Source organism: Flavobacterium sp. FPG59 (assembly GCF_002150205.1).
GTDB lineage: Bacteria > Bacteroidota > Bacteroidia > Flavobacteriales > Flavobacteriaceae > Flavobacterium.
In genome coordinates, this window is the sequence record NZ_MTCA01000016.1 from 1 (window position 1) to 14,082 (window position 14,082).

The 14,082-nt window shown below is 37.0% G+C and carries 11 protein-coding genes and 1 tRNA gene; 8 read left to right on the forward strand and 4 right to left on the reverse strand.

The features are described from left to right. Positions 1–13: 13 nt before the first annotated feature. From pth to FPG59_RS03125, 3 genes are all read right to left on the reverse strand, one after another. Entirely contained in the window at positions 14–640 is a 627-nt protein-coding gene (gene pth, locus FPG59_RS03115) for an aminoacyl-tRNA hydrolase (RefSeq protein WP_086453164.1), read from the reverse strand. A gap of 285 nt (positions 641–925) precedes the next feature. Beyond that, on the reverse strand, positions 926–1,537 hold the full coding sequence (locus FPG59_RS03120; protein WP_086453165.1) for a 50S ribosomal protein L25/general stress protein Ctc: 612 nt from the start codon (positions 1,535–1,537) through the stop codon (positions 926–928). A 104-nt stretch (positions 1,538–1,641) separates the two neighbouring features. After that, positions 1,642–2,583 carry a ribose-phosphate pyrophosphokinase gene (locus tag FPG59_RS03125; RefSeq protein ID WP_086453166.1) on the reverse strand — a complete coding sequence of 314 codons (942 nt, stop codon included), beginning with the start codon at positions 2,581–2,583 and terminating at the stop codon, positions 1,642–1,644. Between the two features lie 287 nt (positions 2,584–2,870). Here FPG59_RS03125 and FPG59_RS03130 point away from each other — a divergent pair. Next, positions 2,871–2,950: transfer RNA gene (locus FPG59_RS03130), tRNA-Leu, on the forward strand. Between the two features lie 39 nt (positions 2,951–2,989). On the opposite strand, the gene FPG59_RS03135 is transcribed toward FPG59_RS03130, so the two are convergent. After that, entirely contained in the window at positions 2,990–3,988 is a 999-nt protein-coding gene (locus FPG59_RS03135) for a GntR family transcriptional regulator (protein WP_086453167.1), read from the reverse strand. A 105-nt stretch (positions 3,989–4,093) separates the two neighbouring features. Between FPG59_RS03135 and FPG59_RS03140 the strand changes: the two genes are divergently transcribed. The 7 genes from FPG59_RS03140 (at position 4,094) to FPG59_RS03170 (ending at position 13,978) form a co-directional block, all read left to right on the forward strand. Next, entirely contained in the window at positions 4,094–5,146 is a 1,053-nt protein-coding gene (locus FPG59_RS03140) for an aldose epimerase family protein (RefSeq protein ID WP_086453168.1), read from the forward strand. Position 5,147: 1 nt separating this feature from the next. Next, positions 5,148–6,251: a glycosyl hydrolase 53 family protein gene (locus FPG59_RS03145; protein WP_086453169.1), complete on the forward strand. Its 1,104-nt coding sequence runs from the start codon at positions 5,148–5,150 to the stop codon at positions 6,249–6,251. Between the two features lie 2 nt (positions 6,252–6,253). After that, the gene (locus FPG59_RS03150; RefSeq protein ID WP_086453170.1) at positions 6,254–7,291 is read left to right on the forward strand and encodes a glycosyl hydrolase 53 family protein; all 1,038 of its coding nucleotides are present in this window, start codon (positions 6,254–6,256) and stop codon (positions 7,289–7,291) included. Between the two features lie 135 nt (positions 7,292–7,426). Then, positions 7,427–9,853: a DUF4982 domain-containing protein gene (locus FPG59_RS03155; protein WP_086453171.1), complete on the forward strand. Its 2,427-nt coding sequence runs from the start codon at positions 7,427–7,429 to the stop codon at positions 9,851–9,853. A 106-nt stretch (positions 9,854–9,959) separates the two neighbouring features. Beyond that, on the forward strand, positions 9,960–11,129 hold the full coding sequence (galK, locus tag FPG59_RS03160; RefSeq protein ID WP_086453172.1) for a galactokinase: 1,170 nt from the start codon (positions 9,960–9,962) through the stop codon (positions 11,127–11,129). 108 nt (positions 11,130–11,237) lie between these two features. Continuing rightward, a complete protein-coding gene (locus FPG59_RS03165; protein WP_086453188.1) occupies positions 11,238–12,296 on the forward strand; it encodes a UDP-glucose--hexose-1-phosphate uridylyltransferase in 1,059 nt (352 codons plus the stop codon). A gap of 11 nt (positions 12,297–12,307) precedes the next feature. Beyond that, entirely contained in the window at positions 12,308–13,978 is a 1,671-nt protein-coding gene (locus FPG59_RS03170; protein WP_086453173.1) for a sodium/sugar symporter, read from the forward strand. Positions 13,979–14,082 lie beyond the last annotated feature (104 nt).

A 14,082-nucleotide genomic window follows, 5' to 3' on the forward strand; every position in this document is an offset into this window, starting at 1 on the left:
GTATGTAAGTGCTTTATTTACCGTTGTATTTTGTCATTGTAATTTCTATACCTTCGGTTCCAAAAGATTTAATGATTTCGCTAGCGATTTCTAATCGTTCTGGTAGTAATTCTTTTTCAGCTGTTTCCCATTCTCCTAGAACATAATCAACTTGTTTTCCTTTTTTGAATTCGTCGCTAATACCAAATCGGAATCGTGCATAGGTTTGCGTATTCAGAACTAAGCTTGTGTTTTTTAAACCGTTGTGACCACCATCGCTCCCTTTTTGACGAATTCTGATGGTGCCAAATGGAAGGTTAAGGTCATCTGTGATAACTAAAATATTTTCAAGTGGAATGTTTTCTTTATCCATCCAGTATTGAATGGCTTTACCGCTCAAATTCATATAGGTGTTTGGTTTTAGCAAGAAAAACGCTTTCCCTTTAAAACTGTATTTGGCTAGAGCGCCTAGTTTTACCGTTTCAAATTGTATTCCTTCTTTTTTAGCTAAAAAGTCTACTACTTTAAAACCAATATTGTGTCTTGTATTTACGTACTCAGCTCCAATGTTACCAAGTCCTATTATTAAAAATTTCTTCATGCTACTGCTATTATGCTCTGGTTGTGAGGTTGCGAAAAGATTTATAATCCATTGTATCATGCTGCAAAAGTAAGCTTAATTCAATAAAATGTCTATGCTGTAGTGGATATTTTAGAGGTTTGTGTGGTTTGTAGCTGAGATGTAAAATTAGTGTGTATTAGCCCCGATTAAAGTGAAAATCCTTTTTGTACGCTTTTTTTTGCGTGCAAAAAGATTGCAACGGAAAGCGGGACAAAATAGCTGTAGAAGAATTCTAGCTGCTTCTAAAATATCTTAAAAAACTGAAAGCAAAAAAAAGCGCCAGTTGCATAACTGACGCTTTCTTGAATTTTGACTGAAAAAAAATTATTTTTTCTTTCCTTTTGCAGGAGCTTTTGCTGCTTTTGCTGCCTCTTGAGCCGCTTTCATAGCCGCACGAGAGATCTTCACTTGACAAATAACTGTGTTGTCTGGGTGCATGATTTTAAAGTTAGGCGTAGGAACTTTAGTAACATATAATTTGTTACCCATATCAAGTGGAGTAATGTCAGCTTCAACAAAATCCGGAAGATCTTTAGGAAGTGCTCTTACTTTTAATTTACGGTTGTTCATACGTAAATCACCACCTGCCATAACACCTTTTGATTTTCCAACAACTTTTACTGGAACTTCAATAGTAATTTCTTTGTCTTCAAAGATTTGAAAGAAGTCAATGTGTAAAATTTTGTCAGATACTGGGTGTACTTGAATGTCTTGAAGTACAGCGTTGTATGATTTTCCGTTACCAAGATCGATCTCAACTGTGTGAGCGTTTGGAGTGTAAATCAAGTTTTTGAAAGCCATAACTTCTGCTGAGAAATGAACTGCTTGATTTCCTCCGTATAATACGCAAGGAACCATTCCAGCATTACGTAAGGCTTTTGTAGCTACTTTGCCCACGCTTTCTCTTTCTGATCCTTTAATTGTAATCGATTTCATTCTAAATTTATTATAGTTATTAATTAAACTCTTTTTTTAAGTTCTTAGTTTTGTACTCTAGTTCTTAGCAGTTCGACTAAGGACTATGTACTAAGTACTTTTAGTTACATGATAAACTTTCCGCTAATCGAATTGTTATGGTGAACCATGTGCATTACTTCGGCAAAAAGTGGAGCACAGCTCAACACTCTTATTTTGTTTGACTCTTTCTTTAACGGAATAGAATCGGTAACTATTAATTCGCTCAGCTTAGAGTTTTCAATTTTCTCGTAAGCATCGCCAGATAAAATGGCGTGTGTACATATAGCACGTACGCTCAAAGCACCTTTTTCAATCATTAAATCTGCGGCTTTCGCCAAAGTGCCTCCGGTGTCAATCATATCATCCACAAGAATGACGTTGCGACCTTTAACCTCTCCTATTAATTCCATCGTGTCAATCACGTTGGCAGCTTTTCTTTGTTTGTAGCAAATTACTACATCCGATTCTAAAAATTTAGAATAGGCATAAGCTCTTTTTGAACCACCCATGTCAGGCGAAGCAATTGTTAAATTATCTAAACCTAAGCTTTTTACGTATGGTAAAAAGATAGTAGATGCAAAAAGGTGATCTACTGGTTTTTCAAAAAATCCTTGAATTTGATCAGCGTGCAAATCCATGGTCATTACTCTTGTTGCGCCTGCAGCATCTAATAAATTAGCTACTAATTTAGCTCCTATCGGAACTCTAGGCTTGTCTTTTCTGTCTTGTCTTGCCCATCCAAAATAAGGAATTACAGCTGTTATGTGTCTGGCTGATGCTCTTTTTGCAGCATCAATCATTAGTAACAATTCCATTAAATTATCTGCTGTTGGAAAAGTAGAGCAAACAATAAATACGCGTAATCCTCTAATTGACTCTTCGTACGAAGGTTGAAATTCACCGTCGCTGTATTTTGACATAGTGATTTTCCCTAAAGGAATTCCGTATTCTTTTGCTATTTTCTCAGCAAGATAAACACTTTGCGAACAAGCAAATATTTTAGCTTCTGGTTCTAGGTGTGACATTATTGTGTGTTGTTTTTATCTAGGGTTTCAAGACAGTTTTGTTTTAGCTGTTGCTTAAATTCAAAATAAATCTATTTGCCTAAGATGTAGTTAGTTGTGTGTTTCGTTTTTTAACGAGGTGCAAATTTATAAAATATATTTAACACTGAAAGGAAAAAATTAAGTATTTTTAGTTGAACATTTAATTAATTTTTTTACATTTGCACCGTGTTAAAGGAAAAGATAAATAGTTACCACTAGATATCTCTTTATTGCGTGAAACAACTGTTGTTGTTTCTGTCTGCTAAGCCCGGATGGCGGAATTGGTAGACGCGCTGGTCTCAAACACCTGTGGGAAACCGTGCCGGTTCGACTCCGGCTCCGGGTACAAAAACCGCTTCGAAAGAAGCGGTTTTTTTGTTTTATATCACAACGAGTTCCTCAATATCAAATCACTTTTGTTTTCTATTTGCTCTTTTTTACCTTTTAGAATCATTTGTGCTAAGAGTTGTCCCATCATTTCAAAATGGGTTGAAATGGTTGTGATTCCGTTTTCTACCACTTTTTTTAAGGGGGTTTCATTATAAGAAATGATTCCGTAGTCATTCCCCAATTGTAAGTTTTGAAGTTTAGCTTTTTCTATGACACTTACTAATTCTCTGTCGCTGGGAATAATGTATACTTCTCCTTTTGTAATCTCACGATTTTTGAACTCGGTTATGATTTCATATTCAAAAGCGTGATCGTTGCAAAATTTTTCAAAGCCTATTTTCATTCCTAGTGGTTCACGGAATCCCGGAAAAATCATAATTAGTTTTTTGTATTTGTTCAGCTTTGCTTTTCCTTTTAATAGGCCTTCATAAATATCTTTTACAAAATTTTGGTACACTGCAGGATAGTTCAATAATTCTGGATTTGTTTGGTCAAGAATATAAACGTCCTGAACTGGTAGGGTTTTTATAATTGATGCAGCTTCTTCAAGATTGGTCGGCATGATGATGTATTTGGTGTAATTACCGTTGCTGTCATGAATTAGTTTTTGAAAAACGGGAACGTTAAAATGATGAAAAAAAATATCAACCTGAGCTGTAGTTCCTATGTTTTCGAGAAAGGAATTGTACAAGTCTTCTTTAAAAATGTTTAGTTCGTCAAATAGTAAAAATATCTTTTGTTTTATGGATATTTCAACGCTTTTTACATAATACCCTTTGCCAGGAATGGCATAAATTATCCCTCTTTTCTTTAACTCATCATAGGCAAGTAAAACGGTGTCTCTAGACAAAGAGAATTCTAAACGCACTTTATTTACTGATGGAAGTCTGTCTCCTTTTTGTAATAATTCTTGTTGTAGAGCTACTTCAATAGAGGTTATAATTTGCTGATATTTAGGAATGCCTTTATTGTTTTGAATGCTGATTAGTTTCATGTAAAAAGTGTTTTTCAAATCGCAATATACAAAAACTGGTAGGTACTGGTATGTAATGCTTAACAATTATTTTACTTTTGGTTTTTCACATTTCATAATTTATTCATGAAAATAAAACATATATCACATTTTAATACGGTTTCTGTACTGAAATCGTTTAGTTCTATGCCTAATGGTGATGAGGTCGCTATGTGTGAACTTGTCAACAGTAAGGGAATGCAAATGACAGTGATGGGTTATGGAGCTACACTTACATCTTTAAAAGTGCCTTTAAAAAATGGTAATTTGGTTGACGTAGTTTTGGGTTTTGAAACCCTAGAGGAATATATAAAATCCTATGATTTGCCAAGTGCTCCTTATTTTGGTGCTATTGTAGGAAGGTTTGCGGGAAGGATAAGTAATGCCGAATTCAAGCTTGGTGGAATATCGTACTTGTTAAATAAAAACAATAATGGAAATTCGTTACACGGCGGCAGTATTGGTCTGAGCCAGAGAAACTGGAAACTAAAAAGTAAAAAAGAAGGTAAAAATCCATCTGTTACGTTCACCTATTGCAGTAAGTATAAGGAAGAATTTTTCCCTGGAGACGTTGTGGTTGATGTGACTTATATGCTTACCGACGAAAATGAAATGATAGTAGAGTATGTGGCACATGCATCACAAGATACTATTTTAAACCTAACGCATCACAGCTATTTTAACCTAGATGGACATCATAATTCTGTTGCTGATCAGGAGATGCGTGTTAATTCACAAAGAATATTAGAAACCACAAGTTCAGGAATTCCCACCGGTCGATTTTTGAATGTTGCTAATTGTCCTTTCGATTTTACAAATAGCAGAAATTGTCCCGCTACAATAGATACTACTTTTGTTTTAAACAAAGAAAAAGAGTATGCTGCTTCTTTGTACAGCAGCGATAAATTATTAAGAATGTCTGTTTACACTAATCAACCTGCTGTACATGTATACGTAGGCGGAAATTGTTTTGGACAAATAAAAGGGAAAGATAACGCGGCATATCACCCTAATAGTGGGATTTGTTTTGAAACTCAAAATTTCCCTGATGCTCCTAATCATGATCATTTCCCGAGTGCGATTCTCAAAAAAGGCGAGCTATATTATCATAAAACTATTTATAAATTTAAATCTTTTTGAGATGAAAAAATACTTTAAAAACTCGGCATTGCTTTCGCTTGTCATACTTGTTTTTTCTTGTTCTGATGCTGGTGACAGTAGCGCTACAGAAACTCCTGCTGCAAAACCACCTGTAGTAACAAGCGATTTTATCAAAGCCGCCGATATTTCGTATTTGCCAGAAATAGAAGCTGCGGGAGTAGTTTTTACTAACAACGGAAAAACTGAAGACATGTTGACTACTCTAAAAAGTGCTGGTTGTAATACCATTCGAATTCGTTTGTGGAAAGATCCAGCCAACGGACATTCTGGATTGACCGAGGTAAAGGCTTTGGCGCAACGCGTAAAACAAGCGGGCTTAAAAGTTTGGTTAACTGTTCACTTTTCTGACGATTGGGCTGATCCTGCGGTTCAAACCACTCCAGCTTCTTGGAAAAACTTATCTTTTACCGATTTAAAAGCTGCGGTAGTGACTTACACCACAACTATTTTGACCGAAATTAATCCAGATATTATTCAAATCGGGAACGAAATCAATACCGGATTGCTTTGGCCTCAAGGTCATTTAATCAATCAAGAAGCACAATGTATAGATTTGTTAAAAACAGCGAGTGCTACCATTCGAAGCAAAGCTCCAAGTACCAAAATTATGTTTCACTATGCAGGCGTTTCGGCTACTGACACCAACTGGTTTTTTAATAAAGTAAAAAGTATCGATTATGATTATATCGGGTTGTCGTATTATCCTCTTTGGCATGGGAAAGATATGGCTGCGGTAAAAACGACCATTGATGCCTTGGGAAAAAACTTTTCTAAAAAAGTTATCATTGCAGAAACTGCTTATCCTTTTACCTTAAGTTGGAATGACTGGACAAATAATATTATGGGTCTAGAATCACAATTAATATCTGGATTTCCTGCGACTCCCGAAGGTCAAAAAAGTTTTGTTTTGGCGATTAAAGATTTAGTGAAATCTTCTACTTACGGACAAGGTTTTGCGTATTGGGGAGGCGAATGGGTGTCTTTCAAAGGAAGTCAAGCCACCAATGGATCTACCTTCGAAAACCAAGCATTCTATGATTTTTCGAATAAAGCATTGCCTGTTTTACAAGCGTTTACCAATTAGTTATGAATACTACAGTTAGCGTTTTTCAAAGAATAGTGCTACTGCTTCTTTTTATAAGTAGTACCACTATCGCTTTGGCACAAAAGAAAAATACATCGGCTTTTGCCAAAGGAGCCGACGTGAGTTGGTTGCCGCAAATGGAAGCCACTGGTTACCGTTTTTATGATGCTGACGGAAAGCAAAAAGATTGTTTGCAATTGCTAAAAGAACGCGGGATGAACACCATTCATTTGCGTGTATTTGTCAATCCAAGTCAACACAAAGCAAGCGGTCATTGCAGTAAGGAAGAAACAGTAGCTATGGCCTTGCGCGCTCAAAAAACCAAAATGCGCATTATGATCGATTTTCATTATAGCGATACTTGGGCAGATCCCGCCAAGCAAGCCAAACCTGCTGCTTGGGCGAACTTATCGTTCGATGCGTTACAAAATAAAGTCTATGAACATACTTTTGATGTGTTGTCCGCTTTACAAAAAGCAGGTGTTACTCCAGAATGGGTTCAGGTGGGGAATGAAATTCCAGGCGGAATGCTTTGGCCTGATGGGAGCACGAACAATTGGGCTCAACTGGCGCAATTATTGAATAAAGGATACGAAGCTACCAAAGCTGTGAATGCCAAAATCAAAGTAATTGTACACGTAGATGAAGGAAACAACAACGAAAAGTTCCGTTGGTTTTTTGATAAAGCTACCGAACATCAAGTAAAGTATGAAGTTATTGGTCTGTCTTACTATCCGTTTTGGATTAAGAAAGACTATTCAGAAACCATAGCCGATTTACAAAAAAACCTAAATGATATGGCTTCTCGTTATCAGAAAGAGGTAATGGTTGTTGAAGTCGGAGGTGTTGATGAACAAGTACAAAACACCAAAGAACTCCTAGCTGCTACAATCAAAGCCGTAAGAGCTGTTCCCAATAATAAAGGCTTGGGCGTTTTGTATTGGGAACCGCAAGGAGCCAAATCTTGGAGTGGCTATGGCTTGAGTGCTTGGCAACCAGACGGAAAACCTTCACCCGCATTGGATGCATTTAAAGAATAATGAATTGGATTCAGAATAAAGACGAAATAAGTAAACCATATTTCTGAATGTTAGAAATGAGGAAACTCTACAGATTAAAATAAAAACCTTTTATGGCCTTAAATGCCTTATATGGTTCAAAAATATGTTGTATAAATGAAAAAAACACCCTCTTTTTTGTTGGTTTTTATAGCCTTCACCGCTATAGTTTTTTCTCAAGCCCGAGTGGTAAAGGTATTGGATACCCATTGGAAATTTCAAAAAGGAAATTTTGAAGACGCTTTTAAGGCCAACTTCAACGACTCGAAATGGGAATCGGTTACTGTTCCGCACGATTGGGCAATTTATGGTCCTTTTGATAAAAAAGTGGACATACAAAATGTAGCCATTATTCAAAATGGAGAAAATGTAGCTACCGAAAAAACAGGAAGAACCGGAGCCTTACCACATATTGGCACCGCGTGGTATCGTAATACTTTTACTTTGCCTAAAGATGCCAAAGGAAAAAAAGTACTACTACTTTTTGAAGGCGCTATGAGTGAACCTCAAGTGTATTTGAATGGGAAAAAAGTGGGAGAATGGGCGTATGGCTATAGTTATTTTTATTTTGATGTTTCTCAATTCATTCAAGAAGGCGCTAATACTGTAGCCGTAAAATTAACGAATAAAGAATTTGCTTCCCGTTGGTATCCTGGAGCTGGTTTGTACCGAAAAGTTAGTGTTATTATAAAAAACAATGAAAGCATTGACCAATGGGGGCAATTTATAACGACACCTTTTATTAGTGATGCCGTGGCCAAAGTGAATATTAAGACCAAAGCCTCAGGCGAAAACACGCGTTTGGTGACCACCATTTTTGATGCCGAAGGACACAAAATAAGTGCAGAGGAATCTTCCTTACGCTTCGGAAAAGAGTTTGATCAAAATTTAAAAGTAGAGAATCCAAAATTGTGGAGCCCAGAAACGCCTTATTTGTACAAAGCGGTTGCTCAATTGTATGTTGGCAATGAATTGAAAGACGAGTTTACCACCCGTTTTGGAATCCGAGAAATAAAGTATGAAGCCAATAAAGGATTTAGTCTTAATGGGAAAGTGACCAAATTCAAAGGGGTTTGTTTGCATCACGATTTGGGACCTCTTGGTGCTGCGGTAAACAAAGCCGCTTTGCGCAGGCAAATGGAGATTTTAAAAGATATGGGATGTAATGCTATTCGCAGTTCGCATAATATGCCTTCTTTCGAGCAATTGGAGTTGGCAGACGAAATGGGCTTTTTGTTTCTGGCAGAGAGTTTCGACGAATGGGTTCTACCAAAAGTAGAAAACGGTTACCATCGCTTTTTTGACGAATATGCTGAAAAAGACATAGTGAATTTGGTGCAAGCCACACGAAATCATCCTTCTATTGTGATGTGGAGTTCAGGAAATGAAGTTCCTGATCAGTGGGGAGAAGCGGGTGTAAAACGAGCCAAATGGTTACAGGAGATTTTTCATAGAGAAGACCCAACGCGTCCTGTAACCGTAGGAATGGATCAAGTAAAAGCGACTATGGAATCTGGTTTTGGAGCTTTGTTGGATATTCCAGGACTCAATTATCGCGTGCATTTGTATGATGAGGCATTCAAAAAATTCCCACAAGGATTCATTTTGGGTTCCGAAACCGCTTCAACGGTGAGCTCTAGAGGAATTTATAAATTTCCTGTGGTGCAAGAAAAAATGAAGCAGTATCCAGACTTTCAGTCTTCATCGTATGATTTGGAAGCCTGTAGTTGGTCCAATGTTCCCGATGAAGATTTCGTACTTCAGGATGATAAACCTTGGGTAATTGGTGAATTCGTTTGGACAGGATTTGATTATTTGGGCGAACCGACACCTTATGACGAAAGCTGGCCGTCTCGTAGTTCTTATTTCGGAATTAACGATTTAGCAGGCTTACCGAAAGACCGTTATTATTTGTACCGAAGCCGTTGGAACACCAAGGCAACTACGCTACACATTTTACCTCATTGGAACTGGGAAGGTCGCGAAGGCCAAACAACTCCCGTTTTTGTGTACACCAGTTATAACAGTGCTGAACTTTTTATCAATGGTAAAAGTATGGGCGTACAAACTAAAAACAAAAATACTCCGCAAAACCGTTACCGCTTGATGTGGATGGATGTAAAATATGAACCAGGAACGGTAAAAGTTGTTGCTTATGATGACAATGGAAAAGCGGCAGAAGAAAAGGAAGTCCGAACCGCTGGTCAACCGTACCAAATTGTTTTGGATGCCGACCGAAAAACGATCACAGCCGATGGCGAGGATATTTCGTTTGTGACGGTTTCTGTAGTGGATAAAAATGGAGTTCCTTGTCCAACAGCAACGAACCAGTTGAAATTTAAAGTGTCTGGAGCGGGTACGTATCGCGCCGCCTTTAATGGAGATGCTACTTCACTTGAACTATTTCATAAAGATACGATGAAATTGTTTAGCGGAAAATTGGTTGTACTGGTGAAATCGAAAACTACCGCAGGCGATATCCAATTAGAAGTTAACGGAGCTGGATTAAAGACAGGTAAATTGACTTTGGAAGCAAAGAAATAATAGATAAGCAAGAGGTATGCCTCCTTATCATATTTCAAATACAAAATTATTGCAAAGACATTAAAGCGAGTTTTTGTGATGCAACACTTTAATAATTTTAAAAATAATGAATGATTCATTAATACAAAAAACGACAACTTTTTTTCAGGATACATTTGGTAGTACGCCCGAAAAAATAGTGCTTTCTCCAGGAAGAATTAACATCATTGGAGAACACGTAGATTACAACGATGGCTATGTATTGCCTGCTGCTATAGATAAGATCATCTGCTTTGCTTTCGAAAAAAGTGATACAACTACTTCTCGAATTGTGGCTATCGATTTGAATCAAGAATTCGAAATCGATTTGTCGAAAGAGATTCAACTCAGTTCAACCGTTTGGCACAATTATATTTTAGGAGTTTTGAAACAGTTGCAAGATAATGGTTTTGATTTTAGTGGAGTCAATTGCGTATTTAGTAGCAACATTCCAGTAGGTTCTGGATTGTCGTCTTCGGCTGCTTTAGAATGTGGTTTTCTTTTTGGAATACAATCACTTTTCAATTTAGACATTAGCCAACAAAATCGCGCATTGATGAGCCAAAAGGCAGAACATTGGGTGGGAATTAATTGTGGTATTATGGACCAATTTGCTAGTGTGCATGGACTAGAAAATAAGGTTATTAAATTGGATTGCAATACCTTAGAATTTGAGTACCACAACGCTGATTTTAAAGACTATGCTTTGGTGTTGTTCGATAGTAATGTGAAGCATTCTTTGTTCACATCGGCGTATAACAAAAGAAGAGAAGAATGCGAGGAAGGTTTGGCGATTATCAAAGCTAATTTTCCTGAAATCAAAAGTTTCAGAAATTGTACCGAAACGCAATTGTTGACTTTGAAAGACAAAATTGATGCTGTTGTTTTTACACGCGTGTATTATGTAGTAAAAGAAATTGCTCGTGTGTCTAAAGCCTGTGAAGCTTTGGATGCTGGAAATATTGAGCTTTTGGGGCAATTACTTTTTGAAACACACGATGGTTTGTCTAGAGAATATGAAGTGAGCTGCCCAGAGTTGGATTATTTGGTCGAATTGGCCTTAGCCGATGAAGCCGTAATAGGTTCCCGATTGATGGGCGGTGGTTTTGGGGGTTGCACCATCAACTTGATTAAAAAAGGAAAAGAAGAAGCTGTTAAACAAAAATTCGCCCAATTGTACCAAGAAAAATGGAACATTGAGTTGAAAATTTATGATGTAAAAATCGGAAACGGTACATCATTGTATGAGCCATCATAACTTATAAAAAACTTAACGCTGATTCCACAGATTTGCACAAATTTTTAAGCACAAAATTAATCTGTGATAATTCGTGAAATCTGTGTCAAAAAACATAAAATGAATAGCATGAAAAATTTTGATATCAACGAAGATCCTCACAGGCGTTTTAATCCCTTAATCAACGAATGGGTTTTGGTTTCTCCTCACCGTTCTAAAAGACCTTGGCAAGGTCAAAAAGAAACCATCTCAGGTTTGCAATTGCCGGAGTACGACCCCGAATGTTACTTGTGCCCAGGTAATGTACGTGCCAATGGCGAAGTGAATCCTGCTTATGATTCTTGTTATGTTTTTGAAAATGATTTTGCTGCGCTAAAACAAGAACCTATTGCTTTTGAGGAAAATAATGCCCCTACTTTTTTTAAAGCAAAACCAGAACAAGGCATTTCTAGAGTGGTTTGTTTTTCACCAAGACACGATTTGACTTTACCTCAAATGGAGGTCGAGAATATAGAGAATATTGTAGCGACTTGGCAAAAAGAATACACCACTTTGGGCGCTATAGATTATATTAATCATGTTCAAATTTTTGAAAATAAAGGCAGTGTGATGGGCTGTAGTAATCCGCATCCGCACGGTCAAATATGGGCACAATCATCTTTGCCTACGCAAGTTGAAAAAACACATAATAGCTTGAAGCAGTATTATGAGCAACAAGGTCGAACCTTATTACAAGATTATGTTCAGGAAGAATTGAAGGTGCAAGAGCGCATCGTTATCGAGAATGAGCATTTTGTAGCCTTGGTGCCTTTTTGGGCCATTTGGCCTTACGAAACGATGATTGTGAGTAAACGTAGCGTGTCCAAAATCACTGATTTTACTTCAGCTGAGGTTACAGATTTTGCTGTTATTTTAAAACAATTAACCACCAAATACGATAATCTTTTCGAAACCTCATTTCCGTATTCTTCAGGGATTCATCAAGCACCGACAGATGGAGAGGAACATCCAGCATGGCATTTTCACATGCATTTTTATCCGCCGTTGTTGCGCTCTGCCTCAGTTAAGAAGTTTATGGTAGGCTACGAAATGATGGGTGAGTCTCAGCGTGATATTACCCCAGAGAAAAGTGCTCAGGTATTACAAAGTCAATCAATTGTTCATTATAAAGCCATTATTAAAAACTAAATTTTTAACCCATGCAAACGTTAGCAACCCAAGATTACATAGTCTTTTTATGTTATTTCATCCTGATTGTAGGGTATGGAATTTGGATTTATAAAAAGAAAAAGAAAAAAGAAACCAGCAGTAAGGATTATTTCTTAGCCGAGGGATCACTCACTTGGTGGGCCATTGGTGCATCATTAATAGCCAGTAATATTAGTGCGGAGCAATTTATAGGAATGAGTGGTAGCGGTTTCAAGATGGGGCTAGCTATTGCTACTTACGAGTGGATGGCGGCTTTTACGTTGATTATTGTTGCTGTTTTCTTTATTCCAGTGTATTTGAAAAACAAAATTTTCACAATGCCTCAGTATTTGAATCAAAGGTATAATAGCAATGTTGCCATGATTATGGCCGTATTTTGGTTGCTATTGTATGTTTTAGTCAATCTTACCTCAATATTGTATTTAGGAGCTTTGGCAATTAGTAGCATTTCTGGTCTTGATATTACTTTGTGTATGATTTTCTTAGCCTTTTTTGCAGTAATGATCACATTGGGCGGCATGAAGGTGATTGGATATACAGATGTGATTCAAGTTTTCTTCTTGATATTAGGAGGATTGGTAACTACTTATTTAGCCTTGAATTTAGTTGCCGAAGAGTTTGGTACAACAGGAGTTATTAATGGTTTTAACCTTATGACTACCGAGGCAAACGACCATTTTCATATGATTTTTAAAAAAACGAACCCTAATTATATGGATTTACCAGGTCTATCTGTTTTGATTGGAGGAATGTTGATCATTAATCTTAATTATTGGGGTTGTAACCAATACATCACGCAACGTGCATTAGGAGCTGATCTTAAAACGGCTCGAAACGGAATTTTATTTGCTGCGTTCTTGAAATTGTTAATGCCAATAATTGTTGTATTACCCGGAATAGCAGCTTTTGTATTGTATCAAAATGGGCATTTTGGAACCGAAATGCTTCAAGATGGTACCGTAAATCCAGATCGTGCTTATCCTGTGTTGTTAAATTTGTTGCCAGTAGGTTTAAAAGGACTTTCTTTTGCTGCACTAACAGCTGCAATTGTAGCTTCGTTAGCTGGAAAAGCGAATAGTATTGCGACTATTTTTACATTAGATATTTACAAAACCAAATTAAACGTTGATGCCGATGAGAAGAAACTTGTTAGCATTGGTAAAAAAGCAATTGTAGTTGCTATGTTAATTGCGGTTGTGGTAGCACCTTTTCTAGGAATTGATAAAAAAGGAGGATTTCAATATATTCAAGAGTATACAGGTTTTGTGAGTCCTGGAGTTTTTGCCATGTTTATTCTTGGTTTCTTCTGGAAGAAAACAACCTCGAATGCTGCTTTGTTTGCTACTATTGGAGGTTTCTTACTGTCGCTTGCTTTCAAATTTATGCCAGCAGTTGTTGATTTGTCATTTTTACATTCAACGGGATTTGCGGTTCCAAATGCAGATGGTGTTTTTGAAATTCCTTTTATTGACCGTATGGGATTTGTGTTCTTGATTTGTATCGTTGGGATGTACGCCATAAGCATGTATGAAACTGCGCGCGGAGTTAAAACAAATGGTTTAGAAATAGATCGTACCATGTTTAAAATGTCACCTGGTTTTATAGTTGGGATGTTGGTTGTATTATCAATGATTGCAGCGTTTTATACTATTTTTTGGTAAGCGATAACCTCCTCTGAATTTTAAAAAGTTATCTTCAGAGCAGGGTTTTCATATCTTGATGAGGTTCATTTTGATTAATAAGTTAGATCTAATGAACTTCATTT